Genomic DNA, 25,818 nt, shown 5'->3' with positions numbered 1-25,818 from the left:
TTTGTGCTACCGACGCTACGCTGTTTGATCCCTACGGGATAACAAGTGTTCAGCTATAATGTGTAAAGCATTAGTCAACCCCAATAACGTATACACTATAGCATCAGGAAAATCTGATTATAAATCAAACGCATTTATCTCTATGAAATGGACGCAGGTTATTGACCCACTTAACAATATAGCGTTATCGGTATTGGTAGCGGCAGTGCCCATTATCTTCATTTTCTGGGCGCTGATCATCAAGAAAATGAAAGGTTACCAGGCCAGCCTGATCGCTATCGTCATTGCTACGTTCATTGCGATTCTGGTGTACGGCATGCCGGTAAAACTAGCGGTTCTGTCCATTGGGCATGGCGCTTTGTACGGTCTTTTCCCCATCTGCTGGCTGGTGATCATGTCGGTGTTTCTTTTCAATCTGACGGTTAAAAGCGGTCAGTTCGAGATTATCAAGCACTTCATGGCGTCCATTACGTCCGACCGGCGGTTGCAGGCCTTACTGATTGCGTTTTCGTTTGGGTCGTTTCTGGAAGGAACGGCCGGTTTCGGGGCGCCGGTCGCCATAACAGCCGCCATGCTGGTTGGCCTGGGATTCAATCCGTTGTATGCGTCGGGTATTTGTCTGATTGCCAACACGGCACCCGTTGCCTTTGGCTCCATCGGCATTCCCATTACGGTAGCCTCGCAGGTATCGGGCATTCCCGAGATGCCCATTTCGCAAATGGTGGGCCGTACGCTTCCTCTCCTGTCCATTCTGTTGCCTTTTTATCTGGTGACGATCATCGCCGGATTCAATAAAGCGAAAGAAATATGGCCTGCGGTACTGGTGTCGGGGGCGTCGTTTGCCTTTCTTCAATGGTTTTCGTCCAATTATTTAGGCCCATCCCTACCCGATGTCATAGCGGGTCTAGGCTCGATTGTCTGCCTGATGGCTTTTCTCCGATTCTGGAAACCTAAAACTGTCTGGCGGTTTGCCAACGAACCAGCCGCCACGTTCAACACCAACGTATCGTACACAAGCGGGCAGATGCTTCGGGCCTGGTCGCCGTTTATTGTGCTGACGATCATGGTAATTGCGTGGGGCATGCAGCCGATCAAGGACGTATTGAACTCAGTCGGGATGTTCCAGTTTGAATTTCCGGGCCTGCACAATGCCATTCAGGGACAGGACGGCACGTTATTAGCTAAGCTATTCAAGGTCAATTACTTATCAGCGGCCGGAACCGCCATACTCATTGCCGACCTCGTAGCCATCCCCCTGATCGGCCTGACGTATGGCGAGGGAGCAAAAGTGTTCGGTGCTACGTTAAATCAACTGAAATTCCCGATTCTGACCATTGCCGCCGTGCTGGGCTTTGCCTACATCCTGAATGATTCCGGTATTACCCTCACCCTGGCCGACGTGCTGGCCAATACGGGCGTCATGTTCCCATTTTTCGCCCCCGTTTTAGGCTGGCTGGGGGTGTTCATTACGGGTTCCGACACATCGGCCAATGCGCTCTTTAGTAAGCTTCAATACGCGACGGCCAGGTCGATTGGTGTTGATCCGGTGGTGACGGTGGCGGCTAACATCTCGGGGGGCGTTGTGGGCAAAATGATTTCGCCACAATCCATCGCCGTGGCTGCGGCAGCCGGTAATCTGGTTGGCAAAGAGTCCGAATTATTCCGCTTTACGGTGAAACATAGCTTCTTCATGCTGCTCCTGATCTGCCTGATTGTGCTGGCCCAAGCCTACGTCGTGAAATGGACTATTCCAGTCTATGAGATGCTTAGCAGTAGCAAAACGGTCACCACGCCTGACATATCACGCGGCTATGTATACCTGCTTGGGCTGGCTGTTTTGTTAACCGTTCTGGCATCGACTATTGTGACCATGGCGAGGAAGAAAACCCAAACGCCGGACCTGGTAAATTAACTTTTATTGAACATAGCTTGAAAAAATATTTAAACATCTAAATCTCTGTGTTCTCCGTGGCTCTGTGTTCAAACAACCTTTAAATCCTTAACTCAATGAAGCTATTCCTTTCTCCAAAAGAATGTGTGCTGACGTTTTGTGCCTTTCTCTGTATAATCAAATTGAATGCCCAGCTTGTCAAGCGATCCAACATACCGGCACCCGCTTTCGAAGTCACCGGCAGCATTTATCCCTGGGAAGTGCATGATGAAGGTATGGATTTGATCCTCGACAACCTGACGAACATAGCCGGTGTAAATTCGGTGTATCTGATTGCCGTCATGCACCAGGAACATCGGCCGTTCAACAACGACAAACTACCCGGCACATTCCTGTTTAACCATAATCCGGTTCGTCGGGAATGGGATGCCGAAGACTCCAGAGCTTATTTCCGACCCGACATGAGTGCCTACGGACGTATCAAACCCATGTTTTCGAAGTATGCCTGGCTGAACGAAACCGACTGGCTGAAACTACTTCTTGACAAAGCACATGCGCGCGGTCTTCGGGCGGGCGTCGAGGTTTCTCACACCTACATTCCGGTGGACTACCTCAATCAGCATGAAGAGTTTAAGCAACGGGATATCAACAACAATCCCGTTGAGCGGCCATGTACGAACAACCCCGATGTTCGGCAGTATCTGGTGGCGCTTTACGGTGATCTGGCCAAAAATTACGATGTTGACTACGTTCAGACCTGCATGCTGCTCTTCAGCCGCTCCGATGATCCCGTAAAAGGCGGCACCTGTTTCTGCGAATCCTGCAAGCGGAAAGCCAAAGCAATGGGTTTCGACATGGAAGAAGCTATTCCCATTTTGAAAGATAACCCGTATGCGCAACCTCAGCTGGACAACTGGCGTAACTTCCGGAAAGCGTCTACCACGGAGATTTATAAACTGGTGACGGATAAGCTACACGAGGTAAATCCAACGATTGATTTCCGACTCAATGACCTGAACGACAGAACGTCTGGCTTACAACTCGAAGAGTTGAAGAACAATATCAACTCCGTTCATTTATCCACGCACACGGAGCAGAATGGCTATCAGAAATCAGACCGGAAATCCCGAATTGCCACGACGAAATATTTTATGGGTAATGATATCCCCATCATCCCCGGTGTGCCGACCCGCTTACTTACGACGCCCGAAATTGTGAAATCCAGCATAAAGATTTCGGTTGATGGCGGGGCAAAAGGAATCGGGATTAAGCATTATGATGGCTCTCCGTATTCGCTGCTACGTGCCGTTCGTAACGGCCTTAGTGAAGCGGGGGTTGCCGGTTTTACGCCAGTCACTGGTATGGAAGTTGAAAATATGACGCTGGCAGGCTACACCGCCGACAAATTCCTGATCGAACCCTGCGTGCAGACAACCGGTAAGGGAACGGCAAAATCCGCTTTTACCAATCCATCCGGCATCTACGACATTGTGGTTTCGTATGCGGATGAGAAAGGGGGCCAGGGGAATTTATCACTATCCGTTGCGGGTAAACCCAAAGCCTCCTGGCAATTGAATGAAGACGTGGATTGCTGGAAACGGAAAACCATACCCGGCATAAAAATCAATACAGGCGATATCATTGAACTCGTCGGCGTCGCGAATGGCCGTGAAACGGCGCGGGTCGATTTCATCGAATTTGTCCCGCAACCCAGCGCTACAAAAATGAAAGTATCCACAAAAACGCACTGAGTTTACGTCCGGTTTTAGCCACTACTAAAGTGCTACCCAAAACTTTTTTTACGTATAGGTTGGTTGCAAAAAGCCGGGCAGACCTTCTGCCCGGCTTTTTCACCGTTCGTTCAGCATGAGAAATGACCTGTATTCAGATCACTTATTAAAATAATCGATTTTCTCGGCGTCCGAGTTGTTATTCAGCCGCAACTCCCCGATACCAGTCCCCTGAACCAGCACACTCACCCCTAAACTTCCTTTCGTGTTGCCCGGCAGGAACTGGCCCGTCAGCCCAACGGAGCGTGAATTACTGGCCGCATTGGGCTGACTATTCGTTAAGGTATAGAAGTCGCCATTAGACGTATCGAACACCCACCCACTGTTCTGAACCGGCTGCCCACCAACCAGCGTCTGGTTCGGATCAAAGCTCAGTGTCAGCAAAGGATCCCTGGCAAAACGGATCATGACGGGTCCACTGGTGGCCACGTTATTTAGTTCCAAGACCTTCACCACCACCGATAGATTAGTCGTGCCGTAGAGGGTAGTGGGCTGAACATACAGAATGGAGACTAAGTCGGGGGCCAGCGCTACGGTCGTGCTGGCCGTCGATGAGCAACCGGCAGCCGCAGTCACCACCACCGAATACGTACCGGCCTGAGTGACACTGGCCAGGTTACCCCCATTAAGCTGGGTAGCGCCCGCACTGAACCCATACGTTACGCCGGTAGTAGGCGAAGCTGTCAGGGTGACGCTGGCGCCCGGCGTACTGAGCAGACCGCTGGCCGTTAAACCAGCGGTGGGCAACGTAGTAGGCGAGCCCTGAAATTCATAGGCTCCCATATCGATGCGCCCACCGTTATAAAAGCGCGGATTACCCGCCACATCGAACGTGCCGGCAGTAGCCGCGGTCGTGGCCGGGTCGCCAGCGTTGATGGCCGGGGAGCAGGACGCCAGACTGAGGTCTCCGAGTGTAACCGAGCCGATAACTGGCTGGCTGATAAATCGGGGATCGAGGTTGAGGTTGTTAGAACCAGAGCCCGACCAGCCACCTTTAATGATACTGTACGTAATTACAGGGTTGCTGGCAGCGATGGTGGTTGAGGCTGGTTCGTTGGTTACCTCGGTACTATTGCCCCAACTAATGCTGTTTTTAATAGCAGGCGACGAACCATTATAATTATAGGTACCACCACCCGACAGAACCGCACTATTGCCCGAAAATGAACAGTTCGTCAGCGTGGGGTTCGACGTATTGAAATTTGCCACACCACCCCCATATTGACTGTTGTTAAGCTGGAAAAAACAGTCCACCAGCGTAGGTGACGACGCGTCATTATAGACACCACCACCCGCACTCCCTGTACTCGTCGTACTGTTTGCGGCAAAGGCGCTATAGGCCAGCGTGGGCGATGCGGATGCATTTGCCAGGCCGCCACCAGAAACAAACCCAACATTTGCAATAAAGTAATTAAATAGCAGGCTGGTGTTTGAGGCATTGTTCATCATGCCACCACCGACATACGCCACATTGTTATAAATCGTACAATTCCTGATCGAAGGGCTTGAGCCGTAAGTATATAAGCCGCCACCGTAGCTATCCGGCACCGACAAATTGGACGTTGTCCCACTTGTAACCACGAAATTGGCAACGCCATCCCGTACGGTAAAGCCATCTAAAATAGCCGTGCTGGTGAGGGGATTGCCGTAAGCAGGGAAATTAAGGATGACGTGGTACGCATTGTTTGCGAGCGAGTTGTCCTGCTGAATGTCGCCACTGAGAGTAGTCGGATTCGTGTTCAGATTCCGTTGATTAAGGTTAAAATTCGAGGGTTCATTCCCGGCAAAACCGCCATAAATAGCCAGGTTATTTTGCATGGCAAACGACTTGGTGCGCGGGTCGGTTGGGTTGGCATTACCAAACGCATCGACGCTGGGATAATATGTGCCTTTGGCGACCCAGATTTGCGCAACCTGGGTACAGCGTTTGGCCGCCGTCAGGGCAGCTTGCAGCGATGTGAAGGCACTTGCCCAGCTAAGACCATTGTTGGCGCCCGTAGCGCTGGCATTTACGTACAATATCCCGGCCGTAAGACCGGCCGGGCAGCAGGCAGTTCCTTCGTCAATCTGTCCATTCTGGTTGTTGTCTTTATTGTCGCAAAGTTCGGGCGCGCCGGGATAAACCGTTGCGTCGTTGTCGTCGTAGTCACCTCCACAAACGGTTACGTTGTCATGATCAGTGTCGACGTTATTGGCCGCATTAAACACCGTTGCGATGAGGTCGGGCGTACCGTCCGGGTCACCCGTAATTTTTGAACTCGCGCAAATCGTTCCCAACAATAGTATTCCTGCCACGTGGGGAGCCGCCATCGAGGTACCACTCAGGTAGGCATAGCCATTATTTATATAGCAGGAAGCCACATTGACACCGGGTGCACTATAATCAACGGGGCCGTTCCCGTAGTTGGAGAAGCTGGCTATTTTACCGTAAATATCCATGGCCGACACGGTGACGATATTCGATCCATTGACCCGGGCGGGGCTGGCGTAGTTAGCATTCTTCGCATCATTTCCTGCGGCAACAACGACCTTACACACCCCCGACAAAGCGAGCACGGCATCATCAATAGCCTGGCTGGGTGCACCACCCAGGCTCATGTTGACGACATCCGCACTGGCCGCATGAGCCGCTACGTAGTTTACACCGGCCACTATGGACGAAACGGTACCATTTTCGTCCAGAAAAACCCGTACGGCCACTACTTCAGCGCCAGCGGCTACACCAATCACGCCAAACCCATTGTCTTTGGCCGCTATCGTACCGGCAACGTGGGTACCATGCCCGTTAATATCAGCCGCGCTGGTCGTGTTCGGAACGAACGTAGTAGACAGTCCGGTGTTTACGTTCAGATCGGGATGCGTTAGATCTATGCCTGAATCAATGATCCAGGCCCGCTTTCCCACCCCCGATGCACCCCCGCCTACCCGGCTGATACCCCAGGGTGTACACTGCGACAGGGCGTCAGGTAGCTGCCTGTCCAGGATGGCCGTTACAGTCCCGGTGGTCAGTGCCGTTTTTAGCGCATTTCCATCATTCAAACTAAGCGACATCACCGGGATCGTCACCGCAGAAGATGTACCGCTCATGTTAGGCGCATCCCCTGCCGCGTTGTTAACAATGATAACACCGATGGCACCGGCCTGTTGTGCATTGATGGCTTTCGCAACAAAATCGCAGGTGCCCCGATCAATCAGGGCAATCTTTCCCGCAATGTTATTTTGAATGGTGCCACAGCCATCTGTCACAGGAGCGGACCCGTCATTGACCAGTATCACCTCGCCGGAAACGGAGCCCGTCGATCCGAAGGTAGCGGTACCCACGGCGTAGTTCGTCACCCCGTTGAGCGTAATGGAAGGGCCATTGCAACTGGCAGCCAGCATCGCAGGCGCCCCCACATCGTTCAAAAAAACGGTTTGGTCGGGCACGATGTAGGCCACCTGATCGTCCTGGCGCAGTCTGTCGACCTCGGTTCCTGACAAGCCGCCCACCGCGAAACCTTTCAGCGCCGTATCGTATACATGCAGTATCGGCTTTCCGGACAGTTTATTTTTCAATAACGTAGCGGTGGCTTCTTGCCGCATCAGTTGCTGCCGCTGTGGAAAAGATGGGATGGCCATCACACGGGCCTGGGCCGTTGAGGTGTTCTTATACACCACAATATACTGGCCAGCGATGGCCTGATTAGCAGTAGGCTGCCCCTGGTTACCAGCCGTCAGACTGCTTGCCTGCGCCTGCGCCGGGCTTTTAAGCGGGAAATTGTTGTTCACTTGGGGTAATTTACCCACCTGGGCCTGGCTACTGAACGGTAACGTACCCAATAACACGCTCAGCCCAAGCAGGATGATGCGGGTCGACGTTGGAAAAAAAGCATACAAACGAGTCATAATTAAATTGAGTTGGAATTAAAAAAGAGGAAATTGATATAGTATTGGTACTGAAGCGAATACGCATGAGGGCGGGTACGTGTTGCTCTTCGACAGGATATATCGGGCAAACTAATTTGGTGAGATTATAGTCGGCAGATTGACCGGGAACACATGCCCATACTGACCCGGCCAGGGGTAAAACAGACCCGCGCTGAATTGATCTGGGGTAGCACAAGTAATTTATAAAGTAGGTGGGATCCATCAAAGCCGCGGGAAGTAGATTTTGGTGCTACAAGTTCTACATTTCCGCAGGAAAAAGCTGCTGCCAGGGCACCAAAAACTTAGCCTACTACGGCATGATCTCAAAAAACTTAGCGTATTGTTGTACGAAGGTTATTTTTATAACATACTGGTCACAAGCCGATCAGGCTGGAGCCTCATCATTGTTTGTGTGTAGCCAACCACGTATCCACCAGGTCGGTCGTCGCAAAATGAATGCCTTTGAATCGTTCGGGTGGTGGCGTGTTCAGGGCCTGTTGCAGGCGAACCACATCTGGATAAAACTGATGGCTCTGGCCCGGGAACTGATCATCAATAGCGCGCAATAGCTGGTCGACTCCATACATTTCGAAACTCCAGGATTGAAGATTGTTGCTGTCTTTAATGTCAGCCGTTATACTTGCCGACAACCGGAGGATACTCTGCTTCAACGGCTCGACAAACTGCCTCGGATGGTCTACGAGGTTACCGTCCAGAAAATTATACACTTCCCGATCGCCCCTTTTATGGGTCAGCAGGCTCAATAACTCCGCTTCCCAGTTGGGATGGGCTTTAATTTTGGCAAGAGCCGCCCGACGGACGTCCTCGTCCTGATAGCGACCCGAATAGCCTAACAACGTGATGATGGGATCGCCGGGCTTATGTGCCGCGACCTCATTCAGCCGGATCTGATGCCACCGCTTTTCATCGTCGAGTTGACGGGCAACCCGAGCCTGCGCCTGCTGTACGGACTCGCGCACGTATCCGACCAGTAATCCACTGCTATACAACGTACTGATACTCAACCCAACCCAAAAGGGGATATTAAACGCCTGAAGCGGCAATGTGGAGCGCCAGTCTGGACTGAGCGAAAGGAAACAGGCGATCAACCACAGCAGGGGTATCCATAACTGGCCATACCCCATAGCTATCCAGTGTAAAAATTTTGGATACAGGCCATCCTCATGCCATTCCTGTTTGAATAAGGCACAAAAAAAGATCGTTAACCCTACTCCCAGCCAGGCTAACAGGACGAGACCCGTACGAACACCAGCCTCTGGAAAGACCCAGTCAAATCCACCTGCTGAGCGAATACTAATCGTCAGGAGCAGGCTGCTGACGGCGAAACCCAACGACAAGAAGACCAGAACCAGCCCGTAGCCCATGGAATTGTCGCCCCCCGTGATGGGCTTCGACGGCATAATAATGGTCAGGCCAATGTAGAAAAGGGCGGTGATAAAAAAGAAAATGTAGCCGAGCATGGACGTATGGGGTTAGTCATCTGATTAACCAAGACTACAATACCGTCTGTTCTACCTGTTGCTCCTGTCAACCGGGTATCTTTTTAATTGCCTTTACTTATTTCATTTTAGTAGACTTTTGTGCCGCAAGTACGTCGGTTCTAGCCAGAAGTGTTAATATTGGCTTTGTGACGTTACGTCTTACTTTTCTCATCTCCTTCCTCTATGCTTACACGATTATTTTCTTGTCGACTCCTAGTAGGAGTTCTTTTTGGTTTTATCCTCCTCAGTGCTCAGGCTCAATCCGTCCGGTATGTTAAACCGACTGCTTCGGGGCTGGGTGATGGCAGCTCCTGGGCTGATGCTTCAGGGGATTTGCAGGCTATGATCAACGCCGAAGGCACCCAGCAGGTCTGGATAGCAGCGGGTACCTACAAGCCGACCACCACGACAGGGCCAGCCAGCCGCACCATCAGCTTCAGTATGAAAAACGGGGTGAGCATCCTGGGCGGCTTTCCCGCCAGTGGCGATCCTGTTCTGGCTCAGCGCAGCCCCAACAGCTTTACCACCATTCTCTCTGGGGATATTGGTGTGGTGGGCGATAATAGTGATAATAGTTACCACGTCATCTACAACCCGGCTTCGCTGAGTCTGACCACGACGGCCGTACTAGACGGGGTTGTGGTTACGGCGGGCAATGCCAATGGAGCTACCGAGTATGATATCACCGCAGGCGGCATGTACAACGATGGGTCCAATGGTAGTCGCTGTAGTCCGACCATACGAAACTGTAGTTTTATCAGTAACACAGGCATTAATGGAGGAGGGGTAGCCAACTATGCGGCCAATAACGGGACGAGTAACCCCCAGTTTACCCATTGCAGTTTTAGTGCCAACTCGTCTCCCTACGGATTTGGGGGCATGGGAAACCTAGGAGGCTACTACGGTAATACCGGCAATTGCAACCCCATTCTAACCAACTGTAGCTTTACCAACAATTCGGCCAAAGGTGGAGGGGGTGGGCTATATAACTTCAACAGCAATGCCCAACTCACCGATTGTTACTTCTTTCAGAACTTCACCAGTTTTCTGGGCGATGGAGCCGGTGGCGGGCTTTGCGGTGTGAGTAGTCATCTGCGGCTGATCAATTGTAATTTTGTCAATAACGGGGCTACCATTAATGGTGGCGGCATTGGCTTCATTGGTGGCTCCTCCGAATTAATAAACTGTAGCTTTGTAGGGAATGGAGCTGGCCTGGGTAGCGGTGGTGGTCTCTATATCATTGCTGGCCCATCGCAACTGATTAATTGCAGCTTTATCGATAATCGAGCGGAGGAGGGAGGTAAAGCCATCCAGAGTGAAAATAGCAGCACGACTCAACTGACGAATTGTGTCCTGTGGAACAATGGGGGCAGCCGAAGTTTAGGGGGGTCTGGTCTTTCCGTGAGTTATTCATTGCTGGAGCCAACCCTAAGTGGTTATACCGATAACGGTCACAACATCACCACAACCACAACCCCCTTTGCCGGTACCGCTACGACCCAACTGGCGGCTGGTTCGCCCGCCATCAATGCAGGCAGCACGACCGCCTACCAAAGCGCCGATGGCCCGGCTACCGATCTGGCGGGTAACGGGCGGATCCAGAACGGGACGATTGACATGGGTGCCTATGAGGTTAGCCTGCCGCCTGATCTGAGCCCTCTGCTGTACGTAACGCCCTCGCTGGCCTACAGCACCACCACGGGCAGTGTGGTAGTGGATGTGTTTGAAGTCAATTCGGCACCCACCAGTGGCACTATCACGGTATATATCGCCAAGTCATCGCTGCTGAGTCTGAGTTTCGATGCGGGGGCGACCAGCTTTCTGGGCCGGGCAGTGCAGAACAGTCTGTGGAGCTTCGATGGCACCTCCAATAGTGATGCCTACATTCTGACCACGACCCAACCTATTGGAGCGGGCAGTAAGCTCTCCGTGGGGCTCACCAGCACCCTGACGCCGGGTCAAACCAGGGGCCGGGTGAGTGTCACGGCGACGCTGGTGGGGGGCAGTGGTGGGGAGGTGACCCTGACCAACAACACCGATGCCGATCAGGTCGAGTACTTCAATAAGTGAACTGAGACAGAATCACCTGAGCCTACGAGGGCTCTACGTTCCAGGGGTCAACACTTATTCGGGTGTTGACCCCTGGACTAGGAATGGTCAATGTTAAATTAGCCCACGTATCAGAATACAGCAGACGTACTTGTTTCATTGCTGGTCGATGGCCAGCAACGTCTGCAACAACACATTGGCGCCGTTGCCAATATCGACCCCTTTGGAAAATTCTTTGGGTGAATGACTGATGCCGCCTACGCTGGGGATAAAGATCATGCCTACGGGTGCAATTTGCGCTATTTCCTGCGAATCATGTCCGGCCCCACTTTGCATGTACCGGTGCGTAAAGCCCAACGCTTTGGCGGCACTGATGATTTTATCCTGAATCGGTTTGGCCGTCAGGGCGGGCGTTACCCCTATGGAAGACTGTTTGAACGTAATGGTCGTTTCAGAGGCTTTGGCAATTGCCTGGGCTTTTGCTTCCACTTCGTGAAACAAGCTCCAGATCTTATCATGCGACAAATCCCGGATTTCTACGCCCAACACTACTTTGCCTGGAATAACATTGTAGGCGCCGGGCTCGGCCGCAATTTTGCCGATCGTACCGACCTGTTTGCCTTCGTGACTGGTAATCACCTCGTTCAGGGCAACAATAAGCTTAGCGGCTGCCAGGAGTGCATCGCGTCGCATGGCCATTGGCGTAGTGCCCGCATGGTTAGGCACTCCGTCAACTGTTGCGTCCCAGTGTTCAATTCCAACAATGCCTTCGACCACGCCAATCTGCTGGTTTTCGGTCATCAGAATGCCGCCCTGTTCGATGTGCAGTTCGATAAAGGCGGTCAAATCGCCTTTTTTTCGCACCACTTTGCTCAGGCTATCGGGGTTGCCACCAATGGCCCGGATACCGTCGGCAATCGTAAGGCCACTTTGAGTGACCGACTTCAGCGCGTCAGGCGTGATTTTACCAATCATGGCCCCGCTACCGACCGTACCACCTTCTTCGTTGGCAAAAATGATCAACTCCAAAGGGTGTTCGGTGACGATGTTATTTTCGTTTAGGGTCTCGATCAGTTCCAGCCCGCTAATCGAACCGACGGGCCCATCGTAATTACCGCCATTCGGTACGCTGTCAATGTGGGAGCCAAAGCCGATGGGCTTCAGGGCCGGATTTTTTCCTTTTCGTCGGCCAATGATATTACCCGCAAAGTCGATCGTTACGTCGAGCCTGGCTTTTTTCATCAACCCGATAAAGTAAGCCCGGCCTTCCTGATCGGCTTTACTATACGCCACTCGTCCTATCCCACCATTGGGTAGTTGACCAAATTTTGACAGCTCCAGGAGTCGAATCTGAATCCGTTGCTGATTGATTTTCAGACTATTCATCTTTTGCTGAGCAAGAGCCACGGATGAAGCCAGCATCAGGCCAATTAGTAATGTATTTTTCATAAATTGATTTATTGGAATCACTCCAGTTTTGCCATGCCACTTATCGTTCGGTAAGGCGTTTTGAAAAAATCTCCGACCACCTGATTGAACAGATCCTTGTAATGGATGAGTGTCGAATGGCCGGAGTTAGGTAAAATCCACAGATATGATTTAGGGATAGCTTCGGCAATGACCAGCGTGTGCTTCGGCAAAATAACATCATGATCACCACCGATCACCAGCGTTGGGCAACGTACCTGTTTCAGGTCCGCCGTTGAAATATGGGGATGGAGGACCATCAGATTCAGCAGTTTCTTCTGCGCTTTGACGGCCGGGGTTGGCGACACCTTAGCCAGGCTATCATTCGTGGATACAATACTATGAAAAAGGCCTGATTCAATAGCCGTCGTGTCGGGCCATAAGTTAGCCCCGGTAATGGCCAGTTTCTTGACTTTTTCGGGATGCCGCATCGCGAGCAGTAACCCATCGATACCCCCGTCACTCCAGCCAACAACGTAGCACGAATCCAGGTGAAGCTGATTCAGCAGGGCGTTAAAGTCATCAGCCATCATCTCATACGTGAGCGAATCGCTGGTATCCGCTGATTTCCCCTGCGCTCGGCTGTCGACCGCTATCACTTTGTAATTTTTGGCGAAATACGGAATCTGGTTTTTAAAGTTGTTGATGGAACCGCCATTCCCATGAATGAAAAGCAGGGGTTTACCCGCGCCATAGATTTCATAATACATCCTAAAACCCCGGATGTTGGCAAATTTTCCGGCTTTGGCATTGTTCCCATAGTTGGTGGTGCCAGACAACGGAACGGGTACTGTCGATTGGGCGAAAGCCGATACTATCAACAACGAAGCAGCCAGGACGACAGCCAGCATTTTTAGTCTGTGCATGGATTTGACACGTGTTTAACTTGCGTAGACGTAAGCTACAACAGGTTGCTTATTTTCGAACAAACAACCCGGCTCCTGGGCAAATTTTAACGTAAAAACCGTGTTTTTCCCAACTCATTGGCCACTTGTACCGTTTCTGATTCGCCCAGAATGACGACTAAGCGGGATGGGTAGTAAACGGCAAAATGAACCTTACCCTAGTAAACTTAACGCAGTCTTATCTATATAATCTATGATCTCATAAGAATAATAGATAAGGACTATGTCTTCGATTCATGTAAATTTGACTCGTCAACTAATAAACTCTACCGAACAATGGAAAATATCGAAACGCAGGATACGCAGGACCCATCCGTATGGGACGTCAATGATGACAGCAAAGTCAACACGGTGGGCAAGTGCCCGTTTCTGAATGGAGAACTGAACAAAAGTGCGGGCGGTGGCACGCGAAACCGCGACTGGTGGCCAAATCAGTTACGCCTGGATATTCTTCGTCAGCATTCTTCACTGTCCGATCCGATGGACGAGACGTTTAATTATGCCGAGGAATTCAAGACGCTTGATCTGGCAGCTGTGAAGAAGGATATCGTCGAGTTGATGACCACCTCTCAGGATTGGTGGCCAGCCGATTACGGTCATTATGGCCCTTTGTTCATTCGGATGGCCTGGCACAGCGCGGGAACGTATCGCATCACGGATGGTCGTGGTGGCGCAAGCTCCGGTGCCCAGCGATTTGCTCCCCTCAACAGCTGGCCCGACAATACAAATCTCGACAAGGCTCGGCTGCTGCTGTGGCCGATCAAGCAGAAATACGGCCGAAAACTCTCGTGGGCCGATCTGCTGGTCTTAACCGGCAACTGCGCGCTGGAGTCGATGGGCTTCAAAACGTTTGGCTTCGGTGGCGGCCGTGAAGATATTTGGGAGCCGGAGGAAGATGTTTATTGGGGTTCTGAAACCAAGTGGCTGGGAGACGATGTGCGGTATGCCAACCCGCATGAGCGTCATCTTGAGCAACCCCTTGGTGCGGCCAACATGGGCCTCATCTACGTGAACCCGGAAGGGCCGGCAGGAAATCCTGACCCCCTTGCTTCCGCAGTTGATATTCGGGAAACTTTCGGTCGCATGGCCATGAACGACGAAGAAACCGTCGCACTCATTGCGGGCGGACACACCTTCGGCAAAACCCACGGTGCTGCCGATCCAGGGCAGTACGTTGGCTCTGAGCCTGCCGGTGCAAGCATTGAAGAGCAGGGTCTTGGCTGGAGAAACACGTATGGTAGCGGTCACGGACCAGACACCATCACCAGCGGTCTTGAGGTAACCTGGACCACGACGCCAACCCAGTGGAGCAACGATTATTTTGAGCACCTGTTCAACTACGATTGGGAGTTGACAAAGAGTCCGGGCGGAGCGCACCAGTGGCGTCCGAAGGATGGTGCCGGTGCCGGAACCGTGCCCGATGCGCATGATCCGTTAAAGCGCCATGCCCCCATGATGCTGACGACCGATCTGGCGTTAAGAGCCGATCCTGCTTACGAGAAAATTTCAAGACGTTACTACGAGAATCCAGACGAGTTTGCCGACGCGTTTGCCCGGGCGTGGTTTAAGCTAACGCACCGCGACATGGGGCCAATCGAGCGTTACCTCGGGCCGGAAGTGCCGACGGAAGAACTGCTCTGGCAAGATCCTGTCCCCGCTATTACGTATCAACTGGTTAGTGATCAGGACATCGCGGCCTTAAAGGAGAAAATTCTGGCGTCTGGTTTGTCGGTCTCCCAACTGGTATCGACCGCCTGGGCGTCGGCCTCTACCTACCGTAACTCCGATAAACGCGGTGGCACCAATGGTGGCCGTCTTCGTCTGGCCCCGCAAAAAGATTGGGAAGTTAATGATCCCGCCCAACTGGCCACCGTGCTTGAGAAGCTGACCACTATCCAGACTGAATTCAACAGTGCGGCTGGCGATACGAAGATTTCAATTGCCGACCTGATCGTGCTGGCTGGATGCGCGGGTATTGAGCAGGCAGCCAGGAATGCCGGTCATGCCGTGACGGTGCCGTTTACACCCGGACGGGCTGATGCATCGCAGGAGCAAACCGATGTGCAGTCATTTGACGCGCTGGAACCGAGTGCCGATGGATTCCGCAACTACCTGAACGCCAGACATACCTCGGCGGCTGAAGACATGTTGATTGACAGAGCTCAACTGTTGACGCTAACGGCCCCTCAGATGACGGTGCTTGTGGGCGGCCTGCGGGTCCTTAACACAAACTTCGATCATTCGAAACATGGTGTCTTCACCGAACGTCCGGAAGCGCTCACCAATGACTATTTCGTCAACCTGCTCGATTTAGGCATTACCTGGCGGGCCACTTCGGATGCCCAGAGCGTATTTGTGGGCAGTGACCGGAAAACGGGCGAACCTAAGTGGACGGGCACCCGTGTCGATCTGATCTTCGGCTCAAACTCAGAACTCCGCGCAATCGCTGAAGTGTATGGGTTTGCCGATTCACAGGAGAAATTCGTGCGGGACTTTATCGCGGCATGGACGAAGGTGATGAATCTTGGCCGCTTCGACCTGGCCTGATAGCAGGTATGGCGAAGTCAGGTGTTAGTGTAAACTGATAAAAGGTAGTCTGGAAACAGGCTACCTTTTTTACGTCCAACCTGTTCGAAAACAGGATCGTCAGGCGATAGTCGCAGTATATTGGCTCCTGATTGAGTAGTATCTTTAAGTTTGGTTATTTATTGTTCACAGAACGGACCGTAACGACGAACCGCTCTGTGGACAACAAATAACTCCCAGTTCCCTGATACGTAACTTCCTGACCCGCTCGATGAAACGTTTTTTCATTCCTGGAATTCTTCTGATTGGCAGTTTACTCACCACAGCCTGGCTACGTACTGACGAGCCAAAACCGGGCACCGAATGGACCGAATACCTGGGAGGGCCTGACCGGAACCACTACTCGCCACTCACCCAAATTACGCCTGAGAATGTGAAAAACCTGAAGGTAGCCTGGTCTTATTCGGCACCGGATACGGGACAAATGCAGGTGAATCCAATTATCGTGGATGGCGTTTTATACGGCGTTACGTCCGCCGTTCGGGCGTTTGCGCTGGAAGCAGCTACCGGAAAAGAGCTTTGGCTATTTGGCAGCCCAGAGAAGAATTTTGCCAGCACCAGCCGGGGTGTAGCGTACTGGAGCGACGGCAACGACAAACGAATTCTCCATACGATCGGCTCGAATCTATATGCGCTAGACGCGAAAACGGGCAAGCCTATCCCCTCTTTTGGCGACAACGGAAAAGTCGATCTACACACTGGCCTGCCTGCCATTGCAAAAGATAAATTCGTGATCTCCAATACGCCCGGCACCATTTTCGGCGACCTGATCATTATGCCAGTACGTCTGTCGGAAGGGGCCGATGCCGCACCGGGTGACCTTCGCGCGTTTAATGTGCGTACGGGTAAACTCGCCTGGTCGTTCCATACGATTCCGCATCCCGGTGAAGTGGGCTACGAAACCTGGCCAAAAGACGCTTACGAAAATAAGTACCTCGGCGGGGCCAACAACTGGGCCGGTATGTCCATTGACCGCAAACGAGGTATTCTCTATGTACCGACGGGCTCAGCCGCCTTTGATTTTTATGGCGGTAATCGACACGGTTCCAACCTGTTCGCCAACTGCCTGCTGGCCATTGACGCCAAAACCGGCAAACGCATCTGGCATTATCAGCTATTCCACCACGACGTGTGGGATCGGGATTTACCGGCTCCCCCAAACCTGATTACGCTGCAGCAGAACGGGAAGACTATTGATGCCGTGGCTCAAGTGACCAAAAGCGGCTACGTGTTCGTCTTCAACCGAGTGACTGGTCAGCCACTGTTTCCAATCAGCGAAATGCCCGCACCCGCTTCGGAATTAGCCACTGAAAAAGTCTGGCCAACGCAACCGCTTCCAAGCCGCCCGGCGCCATTCGCACGACAGGCCTATACCCTCACGGAAAAAGATGTCAGTCCCTACGCTGAAAATCGTGATACATTGGTTGCCCGGTTTCGGCAGTACCACAAAGAACGGTTTGCTGCCCCCAGCAAGGTCGGTACGTTAATTTTTCCCGGCTTCGACGGTGGTGCTGAATGGGGTGGCTCAGCCGTTGATCCGGGCGGGATTATGTACGTCAACAGCAATGAAATGGCCTGGGTGCTCACAATGGTCGATACCCCTAAACAGGATGAGCTGGCGCATCTGAGCCCGGGCGAGAAACTGTACACCGTTAACTGCATTGCCTGCCACGGTGCCGACCGGAAAGGCAACGCCCGCAGTGGTTACCCATCGCTGGTCAACATCGAAACCCGTCGCGACAGGGCGTTCGTGACGCAAACCATCAGCAATGGCAAAGGCATGATGCCCGGTTTCACGACGTTGACCGCCGACGAAAAGCAGGCGCTGGTGGCGTTTCTGTTTGGAGAGGAGAAAAAGGAAGTTACGGCAAGTGCTAAAACAGTCAAGCAGCCCTACGTTCCCTACCGAATTACGGGTTACAATAAGTTCCTGGACAGCAAAGGCTTACCCGCCATCGGACCACCCTGGGGGACGCTTAACGCCATTAACCTCAACACCGGTGAGTACCTCTGGAAGATACCATTTGGGGAAGAGAAATCCCTAAAAGACAAAGGCATCCCGACTACGGGCTCCGAAAATTACGGCGGCCCTGTCGTTACGGCCAGTGGGCTTCTGTTCATTGCCGCCACCAAAGATGGCATGTTCCGGGCCTTCGACAAAAAATCGGGGAAAGTGATCTGGGAAACCGAGTTGCCAGCGGCCGGTTTCGCTACGCCCAGTACGTATCAGGTAAACGGCAAACAATACGTAGTGATCGCGTGTGGCGGCACGAAACTCGGCACCAAAAAAGGAAATCAATACGTAGCGTTTGCGTTGCCATAAGGGGAAATCTAACCGCAAAGACGCAAAGGCAAATCTCAGCTTAAGTGAAACATGATTAGCAGAAATTAGCTTTACGTTAAGACTTTCGCATAGCTGTGTAAAATTCCTAAAGTAAAGCCAACCCCTCGTTACCTAGCTATGGAATAACGTGATTTCTGCGCTATGTACTAATCCATTCAGGTTCATGAACGCACTAATTATTGATCGTCCGGGTAATCCACAGACGTTGACCCTTGCCGATGTCCCGCTCCCCCAACCCGGAAATTCGCAAGTTCGAGTCAGGATAAAGGCCATAAGCCTCAACCCGGCCGACTACAAACTAATCGGGGGTGGCCATCCTGCCTGGACGTACCCACATATTCCAGGCTTAGATGCGGCTGGCATCATTGATACTGTTGGACAGGATGTTACCCAATGGAAACCGGGGGACCGGGTTGTTTTTCATGCGAACCTGACAAAAGCAGGCGTATTTGCGGAGTATGCTATCGCGTCGACACAGGCCTTGGCCTTGATTCCTGCGGCCATCTCGTTTGAAAAAGCCGCTTCTCTCCCCTGCTCGGGCCTGACAGCGATGCACGCACTGGCAAAATTACATCTTGAACCAGGCAAGAAACTGCTGATTCTAGGCGGTTCCGGTGGAGTCGGTAGCCTGACCATTCAATTGGCGAAGCTAGCCGGATTGGCCGTACTAGCCACGACGTCCGCCGTCAATCTGGCGTATGTAAAGGAGCTGGGAGCTTCTCATGCCATTGATTACACAACTGACGATGTGGCAGCAGAAATTAATACGGTAACGAATGGGGAAGGCATTGATGCCATTTTCGATACAGTAGGCCATAGAGCCAATCCTGACGTATTTTCCTGGTTACCCTATAGTGGGCAGTTGGTTTCCATTGTCGATGTGCCTCCACTACCAAAAAATTACAGCAGCCGATCGTTATCGTTTCACGCCTACGCCCTGGGCGCGGTCTACACCTATGGAACCGTAGCGCAACAGGCTCATTTTCTGGGGACGTCAATGCGTAATTTGCTTGATCTGGTCGATCAGGGGAAGGTGATACCCCAGGTCAGCAAAGTCATCAACTGGACTGATATAGGGCTGGGTTTAGCTGAATTGAAGGAAGGTCATGTAACGGGAAAAATAGTGGCTACCTTTTAACAAAACGGGTGATCACCCGTTCCAGATTCGATAAGGTCACTCTTCCTGCCCGCAAATGGGCAGCGTTGTCTATCGTTGGCTTATGAGTAATATAGGTCCTCGTTTATTCTTTAGATGATTACCCAAAGTGCGTTTCAAGGATAGACAGGCTAGATGGTCCCGAACCGCACTACCCTTTATCCGTCGCTTAACCTACTCGCATGTATCCGCTTACGATTAACCATTGGCTGACGCAACATGCCCGTTTCCGACCCAATCACCTGGCTTTCGTCTTTGGGAATACCCGACTTACGTTTGCCGAACTGAATCGGAGTGTTAACCGGATGGCGAATGCACTGCGGGCTGCGGGCATCGGGAAAGGTGACAAAGTAGCGACGGTGCTGCCCAACAGCTGCGAACTGTACGAAACGTTCTGGGCCGTCGCCAAGCTGGGTGCCGTGCTGGTGCCCATGAGCCCGATGGTGCGGGGGCGCGGCCTGGTCAATCTGCTCAATGATGCCGACGCTGGTTTGGTGCTGACCGATACGGCACACGCGCCATTTCTCGACGACGTACGTAGTGATTTGCTGATTCCCACCACCAATTACTGGCTTACCGATGGAGAGCATCCCGGCTGGCAATCGTATTCAGCGTTATGGCAGGCGGCATCAGCTACCGAACCTCCTGCGCCGGACCTTGCCAGCGATGACCTGTACAACATCATGTACAGCAGCGGGACAACCGGCTTACCCAAGGGAATTATGCACTCCCACTTCGTTCGGGCCATGTATGGATCACTTTTTGCCAATGCCTACCGCATTCGCCCGGAAAGCGTGATTATGCACTCCGGCTCCATCGTTTTCAACGGAGCCATGCTGACGTTTATGCCCGCCATGTTTATCGGTTGCACCTACGTATTGCTGAAAGAATTTTCCGTTCAACCCGTGCTCCGTACATTGGCCAGCGAGGGTGTGACGCACACCATCCTGGTTCCTACCCAGCTAACGGCGTGCCTGCACTATCCCGAATTCACCATCGATACGTTGCCAACGATTGAGTACATTCTGTCGGTGGGGTCGCCCCTGTTGAGCGAGCAGAAAGAAGAGTTGATCAGGCGATTTCCCGATACGTTCTACGAATTGTATGGCCTTACAGAAGGATTCATTACGGTGCTGGACAAAACCGTTTCAGCCCAAAAAACCGGTTCCGTGGGTCGCCCAATCTGGTATTCGGAGATGAAAATTGTGAATGACGATGGGCAGCAACTTCCTACCGGTGAGGTGGGCGAGATCATTGGCCGAGCCCCGTTTCTGACGTCGGGTTATTACAAAAAGCCAGCGCAAACCGCTGATGCATTACGCAATGGCTGGCTGTATACGGGCGATCTGGGCTACGTTGACGAAGATGGTTATCTGTTTCTGGCGGGCCGCAAGAAAGACCTGATTATTTCGGGTGGCGTCAATGTGTATCCGAAAGATATTGAAGAAATTATCATTCGTCACCCGGCCGTAGCGGAGGTCGCCGTATTTGGTATACCGCACGACGACTGGGGCGAAACACCCGTGGCTGCCGTCCGATTGACGGCAAAAATTTCTGTGGAGGAATTGAAAAACTGGACGAACGCCATGATAGAAGCCCGGTATCAGAAGATTTCGACGGTGATGCTGGTCGATGAATTTCCGAAGAACGTAGCGGGCAAGATTTTGAAAAATGAATTGCGGGAGTTGTATTTTGAACAGTTGAAAAAACCGTCAAATTACCCCTAAATCCCCTGAAGGGGACTTTGTTCATATGCAGACAATGTCCCCTTCGGGGGATTTAGGGGTAGAGGGCATAACTCGAAGCCTTCCTATAATTTATACCTAACAATCCACATGGTTTATAAAAACCCCGCCTTCCTGGTAATTTTTCTTTTTCTGCTACGTAGCCATCCTCTGAATGCCCAGAGCCCTGCGAATGATGGCGATTGTCATTGTCGGGAGTTGGCAAACGTGGCGTTTGCGGGAGCAACCATCACCACGGCGGAATGTGTACCAGCAGGAACGTTCACGCCACCGGGCGGTGGTCAGCCGATTACTGACTTACCCCCTTTTTGCCGGGTTGCCGCTACGTTGAAACCCACGCCTGAGTCCAACGTTCGGATTGAGGTATGGCTGCCGCAAACCAACTGGAACGAACGATTTCTGGGGACCGGCACGGGTGGTGGCGCGGGCAGCATTTCATACGGCGCTCTGGCCAATGGCCTGAAACGCGGATTTGCCACGACCAATACCGATATGGGAACTTCCCCCAATGCCAATGAGGCCGTTGGCCACCCCGAACGCTGGGCAGATTTCGGACATCGGGCCACGCACGAGATGACAGTGACGGCAAAAGCAATCACCCGGGCCTACTACAAAAAGCCATTCCACCATGCCTACTTCGCCGGTTGTTCGACCGGTGGGCAGCAAGCGTTGATGGAAGCGCAACGGTACCCGGATGATTATAACGGAATCCTGGCCGGAGCACCGGCCAACAATCGAACTCACCTGCACACGGGATTCGTCTGGAACTACAAGGTAACCAATCAGTTGCCGGGCAGTACGTTCACAAAAGAGAAAATAGACTTTATCACCAACGCCGTGATCAAGGCCTGTGCTGGCAAGGATGGCGGAGCACCCGGCGACAATTTTCTGACCGATCCCGGCGCCTGTCGATTCGACCCGGAAACGCTTCCTACATGTCCGGCTGGCACCGACAATGGTACGTGCCTCACCCCTGCTCAATTGACGGCGTTGAAGCAAATCTATGCCGGACCCGTCAATCCCCGAACCGGCGAACGAATCTATACGCCTATTCCGCTCGGCAGCGAAAATTCGGGGGCGGGCATCGAGTATCAGCAAAATCCGAACCAGGCACCGCCATTACTTTTCTATCAGTACAAATGGGTATTTGGGGCCGATTTTGATTACACTACGTTCGACTTTGATCGCGATCAGGATAAGCTGGATGCTGTACTGGCTCCCATCCTCAACGCGAACAATCCCGATCTGGAACCTCTGAAAAAACAGGGTGGGAAAATTTTGATGTATTCGGGCACCGCTGATCCACTCGTCCCCTATCAGGATGCGGTTACGTATTATGACCGGGTGATTGACGCGCAGGGAAGCCTAAAGAAGACGGAAAATTTTTTCCGTTTCTTTCTGATACCGGGCATGGCGCACTGTGGTGGTGGACCGGGTTTGAATGACTGCGGACAGAGCCTTGCGCTCAATGTTCCGCAAGACAGTGACCATAACGTATTAACCGCCCTGATCAACTGGGTGGAAAAAGGCACTCCGCCCGACAAGCTCATTGCGACGGCTTTCACGGGCGGTGCGCCTACGAATGGAGTCCGTTTCCAGAGACCAATTTACCCGTATCCAAAGCTCCCAGCTTATACCCGTGGCGACCCCAACTCTCCGGCCAGTTATCAAAGTGCCACCGCCACCAAACGAACCGTACTGGCCCCGGCGAAGAAATACTTGAAGTAGCCCGTTTGTTGGAAATCAATCACGTGTTTTACGTATAAACACCATTGATTGCAAGCCGTTCGTCGTCAATAAACCGATACCCATCCGGTGGAATCCGGTCTTTATCCAGTTTCGTTTTCGGACGTCAGGGTGCCTGTACACCTTTGTAGTGTCCAAGCACACTTTCATGAAAACGAACGTTTTACTTCTTGCCACTACATTATTCGCTGCCACGTTACTAACACCCGCCTGGGCTCAGTTTCCCGGGATGGGTGGTGCTACTCAAGCCAAGGCACTGCCCGGTACCGCCGGTGACCAGAGCCCAAAAGGAAACGCCAGGATCACAGGATCCGTGCAGGATTCGACGCAAGCAAAAGCCGTCGAATTTGCTAGCATTGCGCTGTACAATAAAGCAACGGGAAAGGCCATAGATGGTACTGTAGCCGATGAAAAAGGCAAATTTGCCCTCACGAAGCTGGTGGCGGGAGACTATCGGGCGCTGATTACCTTCGTTGGGTTCCAGAACAAAACGATCGATAATCTTACACTGACCAATGGCCAAAGCCTTGATCTGGGTGTCATTAAACTCAGTTCCAGCATTAAAACGCTTGCCGAAGTGACCGTAACGGGGCAGGCAGCCCTGATCGAAGAAAAAGTAGACCGGCTGGTTTACAATGCGGATAAAGACATTACAGCCAAAGGCGGTGACGCCACCGATATTTTACGCAAAGTGCCCCTGCTCACGGTCGATCTGGACGGCAATGTCTCCCTGCGGGGAAGTTCCAACATTCGGGTGCTGATCAACAACAAGCCCAGCACCATCGTAGCCAGCAGTGTAGCCGACGCGCTGAAGCAAATTCCCGCTGATCAGATCAAAACAGTCGAAGTCATTACGTCTCCCTCGGCCAAGTATGATGCCGAAGGGTCGGGGGGTATCATCAACATTATCACGAAAAAGAACAGTTTGCAGGGTCTGAACCTCAATGTGGATTCGGGCATGGGCAACCGGGGCTCAACGCTATCCCTCAATGGTAACTACCGCAAAGGCAAAGCTGGTTTTACATTGGGCGGCTTTGGTCGGGCCAGCTATAATACCATTACCAAAACCAATCTTGACCAGACCAGTCAGGTGAATGGTGTTTCGACACTGACTCGCCAATCCGGTGATGGGCACAGTTCGTTCCTGTTTGGTCAGTATAACCTGGGGTTCGATTATGACCTGGCCAAGAATCAGAGTTTAACGGCCGGTGTGCGTTATGGCGTCCGCAATATGAACAGTCAGCAGGACCTGGTTACCCAGCTGTTTACCAACGGCACACCCGGTTCAGTAGCGAATCGGAACGTGGATACCAAGAATTTATCGGGAACCGTAGACGCCAACGTCGATTATCTGCACACGTTTAAGCCTCAGCAGGAATGGAGCATTTCGACGCTATACAGTCGTAATGACCTGACCAACAACTTCGATGCCGATCTGCTCAACGGATCCCGTGTCTTAACGGCCCGTCAACAGAACCTGAACAAAAACGTCAACCAGGAATTTACGGTGCAAACCGATTACCAGACACCGATCAGGAAAAATCAGCTGCTTGAGTTCGGGGCAAAGGGAATTATCCGGCAGGTCAACAGTGATTACCAGTATCTGCTGGCTGGCCCAACAGGTGAGTTCACGACGGAAAAGAATGGTACCCAAGGCGCATTGCTCTATCACCAGAACATAGCGGCTGGATACACTTCCTATACGTACACGACGAAACAGCGGTATACCTTCAAAGGTGGCCTGCGTTATGAGCATACCTTTATCGATGCCAGCACCGAGAAAGATGGCACCCTCGGCATTGGTAACTACGGCGTATTGGTACCCAGTGTCAATGCGTCGAAAACCATTAAAGGTACTACGTTGAAACTAGGCTATAACCGCCGGATTCAGCGGCCTGGACTTCAGCAGTTGAACCCCAATTTCAATGCGGCCAATCCGCAGAATATCACCATCGGGAACCCATCGCTGCGGCCTGAACTAACCAATAATTTTGAGTTAGGCGTGAGCAAAACGATCAAGAAAACCTTTATCAATGCCACCTTCTTTGGCCGGGTAACCAACAATGCGATTACGCAGGTAAGTCGGCCGTCTGATACGCTGGCGGGGGCTATTGTCACTACGTATCAGAACATTGGCCGTCAGTACACCTACGGCACCAACACCTTTGCCAACGTAGCCGTGACCTCAAAAATCAACGTCGGGCTGTTTATGAACCTGTTTTACACCAGCCTGAGCGGTCAGACGACAGGGCGGGATGGTCTTTCAACGGACCTGACCAACACGGGCTTCAACCTGAGCGGAGGTACGTTTGCCTCCGCGCAATTCAGTAATGGCTGGGGAGCGCAGGCTTTCGGCTTCATGCAGGGATCGCAGGTGCAGTTGCAGGGACGGCAGGGCGGTTTCGCTTTCTATACGGTGGGTATCAAGAAAGATATTGCCAACAAAAAGGGAAGTGTGGGCTTAGCGGCTGAAAACTTCTTCTCGAATCGGTACAACATTCATACCGTGCTTAATTCCCCGCTATTCAGTCAGGTGAATGATGTGTATCTTTACAATCGGGGTATCCGTCTGACGTTCACCTATAAGATTGGCAAGATGACCATGGACGCTCCTCGTAAGAAAGCGAAGTCTGTCAACAACGACGACGTAAAAAGTGATGGTCAGGCCCCGGCGGCTGGCGGAAGCCCCGGCGGTGGAACACCCCGACAGTAAGCAAGACATTAGTACGTG

13 protein-coding genes are annotated in these 25,818 nt (G+C 52.2%); 9 read left to right on the top strand and 4 right to left on the bottom strand.

What is annotated here, in order from left to right:
- Positions 1 to 142 precede the first annotated feature (142 nt).
- Both ACYVEA_RS18625 and ACYVEA_RS18620 read left to right on the top strand, forming a co-directional pair.
- A complete protein-coding gene (locus ACYVEA_RS18625; protein ID WP_461114939.1) occupies positions 143 to 1,912 on the top strand; it encodes an L-lactate permease in 1,770 nt (589 codons plus the stop codon).
- A 95-nt stretch (positions 1,913 to 2,007) separates the two neighbouring features.
- Positions 2,008 to 3,642 carry a hypothetical protein gene (locus tag ACYVEA_RS18620; RefSeq protein ID WP_461114938.1) on the top strand — a complete coding sequence of 545 codons (1,635 nt, stop codon included), beginning with the start codon at positions 2,008 to 2,010 and terminating at the stop codon, positions 3,640 to 3,642.
- Positions 3,643 to 3,780: 138 nt separating this feature from the next.
- On the opposite strand, the gene ACYVEA_RS18615 is transcribed toward ACYVEA_RS18620, so the two are convergent.
- Positions 3,781 to 7,566, bottom strand: coding sequence for a S8 family serine peptidase (locus ACYVEA_RS18615; protein ID WP_461114937.1), 3,786 nt, complete (start codon positions 7,564 to 7,566; stop codon positions 3,781 to 3,783).
- A 422-nt stretch (positions 7,567 to 7,988) separates the two neighbouring features.
- A complete protein-coding gene (locus ACYVEA_RS18610) occupies positions 7,989 to 9,068 on the bottom strand; it encodes a hypothetical protein (RefSeq protein ID WP_461114936.1) in 1,080 nt (359 codons plus the stop codon).
- Between the two features lie 204 nt (positions 9,069 to 9,272).
- On the opposite strand from ACYVEA_RS18610, the gene ACYVEA_RS18605 reads away from it, so the two are divergent.
- Positions 9,273 to 11,159, top strand: a complete 1,887-nt coding sequence (locus tag ACYVEA_RS18605; protein ID WP_461114935.1) for a choice-of-anchor Q domain-containing protein — start codon at positions 9,273 to 9,275, stop codon at positions 11,157 to 11,159.
- A gap of 135 nt (positions 11,160 to 11,294) precedes the next feature.
- Here ACYVEA_RS18605 and ACYVEA_RS18600 read toward each other — a convergent pair whose 3' ends face one another.
- On the bottom strand, positions 11,295 to 12,587 hold the full coding sequence (locus ACYVEA_RS18600; RefSeq protein WP_461114934.1) for an allantoate amidohydrolase: 1,293 nt from the start codon (positions 12,585 to 12,587) through the stop codon (positions 11,295 to 11,297).
- A 17-nt stretch (positions 12,588 to 12,604) separates the two neighbouring features.
- Positions 12,605 to 13,471, bottom strand: coding sequence for an alpha/beta fold hydrolase (locus ACYVEA_RS18595; protein WP_461114933.1), 867 nt, complete (start codon positions 13,469 to 13,471; stop codon positions 12,605 to 12,607).
- Between the two features lie 315 nt (positions 13,472 to 13,786).
- Here ACYVEA_RS18595 and katG point away from each other — a divergent pair, with 315 nt between their 5' ends.
- The 6 genes from katG to ACYVEA_RS18565 all read left to right on the top strand — a co-directional run bounded on the left by katG (position 13,787) and on the right by ACYVEA_RS18565 (position 25,800).
- Positions 13,787 to 16,057 (top strand): catalase/peroxidase HPI, encoded by a 2,271-nt coding sequence (katG, locus tag ACYVEA_RS18590; RefSeq protein ID WP_461114932.1) that lies wholly within the window; start codon positions 13,787 to 13,789, stop codon positions 16,055 to 16,057.
- A gap of 250 nt (positions 16,058 to 16,307) precedes the next feature.
- Positions 16,308 to 18,419, top strand: coding sequence for an outer membrane protein assembly factor BamB family protein (locus ACYVEA_RS18585; RefSeq protein WP_461114931.1), 2,112 nt, complete (start codon positions 16,308 to 16,310; stop codon positions 18,417 to 18,419).
- A 184-nt stretch (positions 18,420 to 18,603) separates the two neighbouring features.
- Complete coding sequence (locus ACYVEA_RS18580; protein ID WP_461114930.1) at positions 18,604 to 19,578, top strand: zinc-binding dehydrogenase; 975 nt, start codon at positions 18,604 to 18,606, stop codon at positions 19,576 to 19,578.
- A gap of 200 nt (positions 19,579 to 19,778) precedes the next feature.
- On the top strand, positions 19,779 to 21,323 hold the full coding sequence (locus ACYVEA_RS18575; protein WP_461114929.1) for a class I adenylate-forming enzyme family protein: 1,545 nt from the start codon (positions 19,779 to 19,781) through the stop codon (positions 21,321 to 21,323).
- A 108-nt stretch (positions 21,324 to 21,431) separates the two neighbouring features.
- Positions 21,432 to 23,069 carry a tannase/feruloyl esterase family alpha/beta hydrolase gene (locus ACYVEA_RS18570; RefSeq protein WP_461114928.1) on the top strand — a complete coding sequence of 546 codons (1,638 nt, stop codon included), beginning with the start codon at positions 21,432 to 21,434 and terminating at the stop codon, positions 23,067 to 23,069.
- A gap of 166 nt (positions 23,070 to 23,235) precedes the next feature.
- A complete protein-coding gene (locus ACYVEA_RS18565; protein WP_461114927.1) occupies positions 23,236 to 25,800 on the top strand; it encodes a TonB-dependent receptor in 2,565 nt (854 codons plus the stop codon).
- The last annotated feature ends 18 nt before the right edge of the window (positions 25,801 to 25,818 follow it).

Source organism: Spirosoma jeollabukense (genome assembly GCF_054777855.1).
This window is presented reverse-complemented; position numbering and strand designations above follow the sequence as displayed.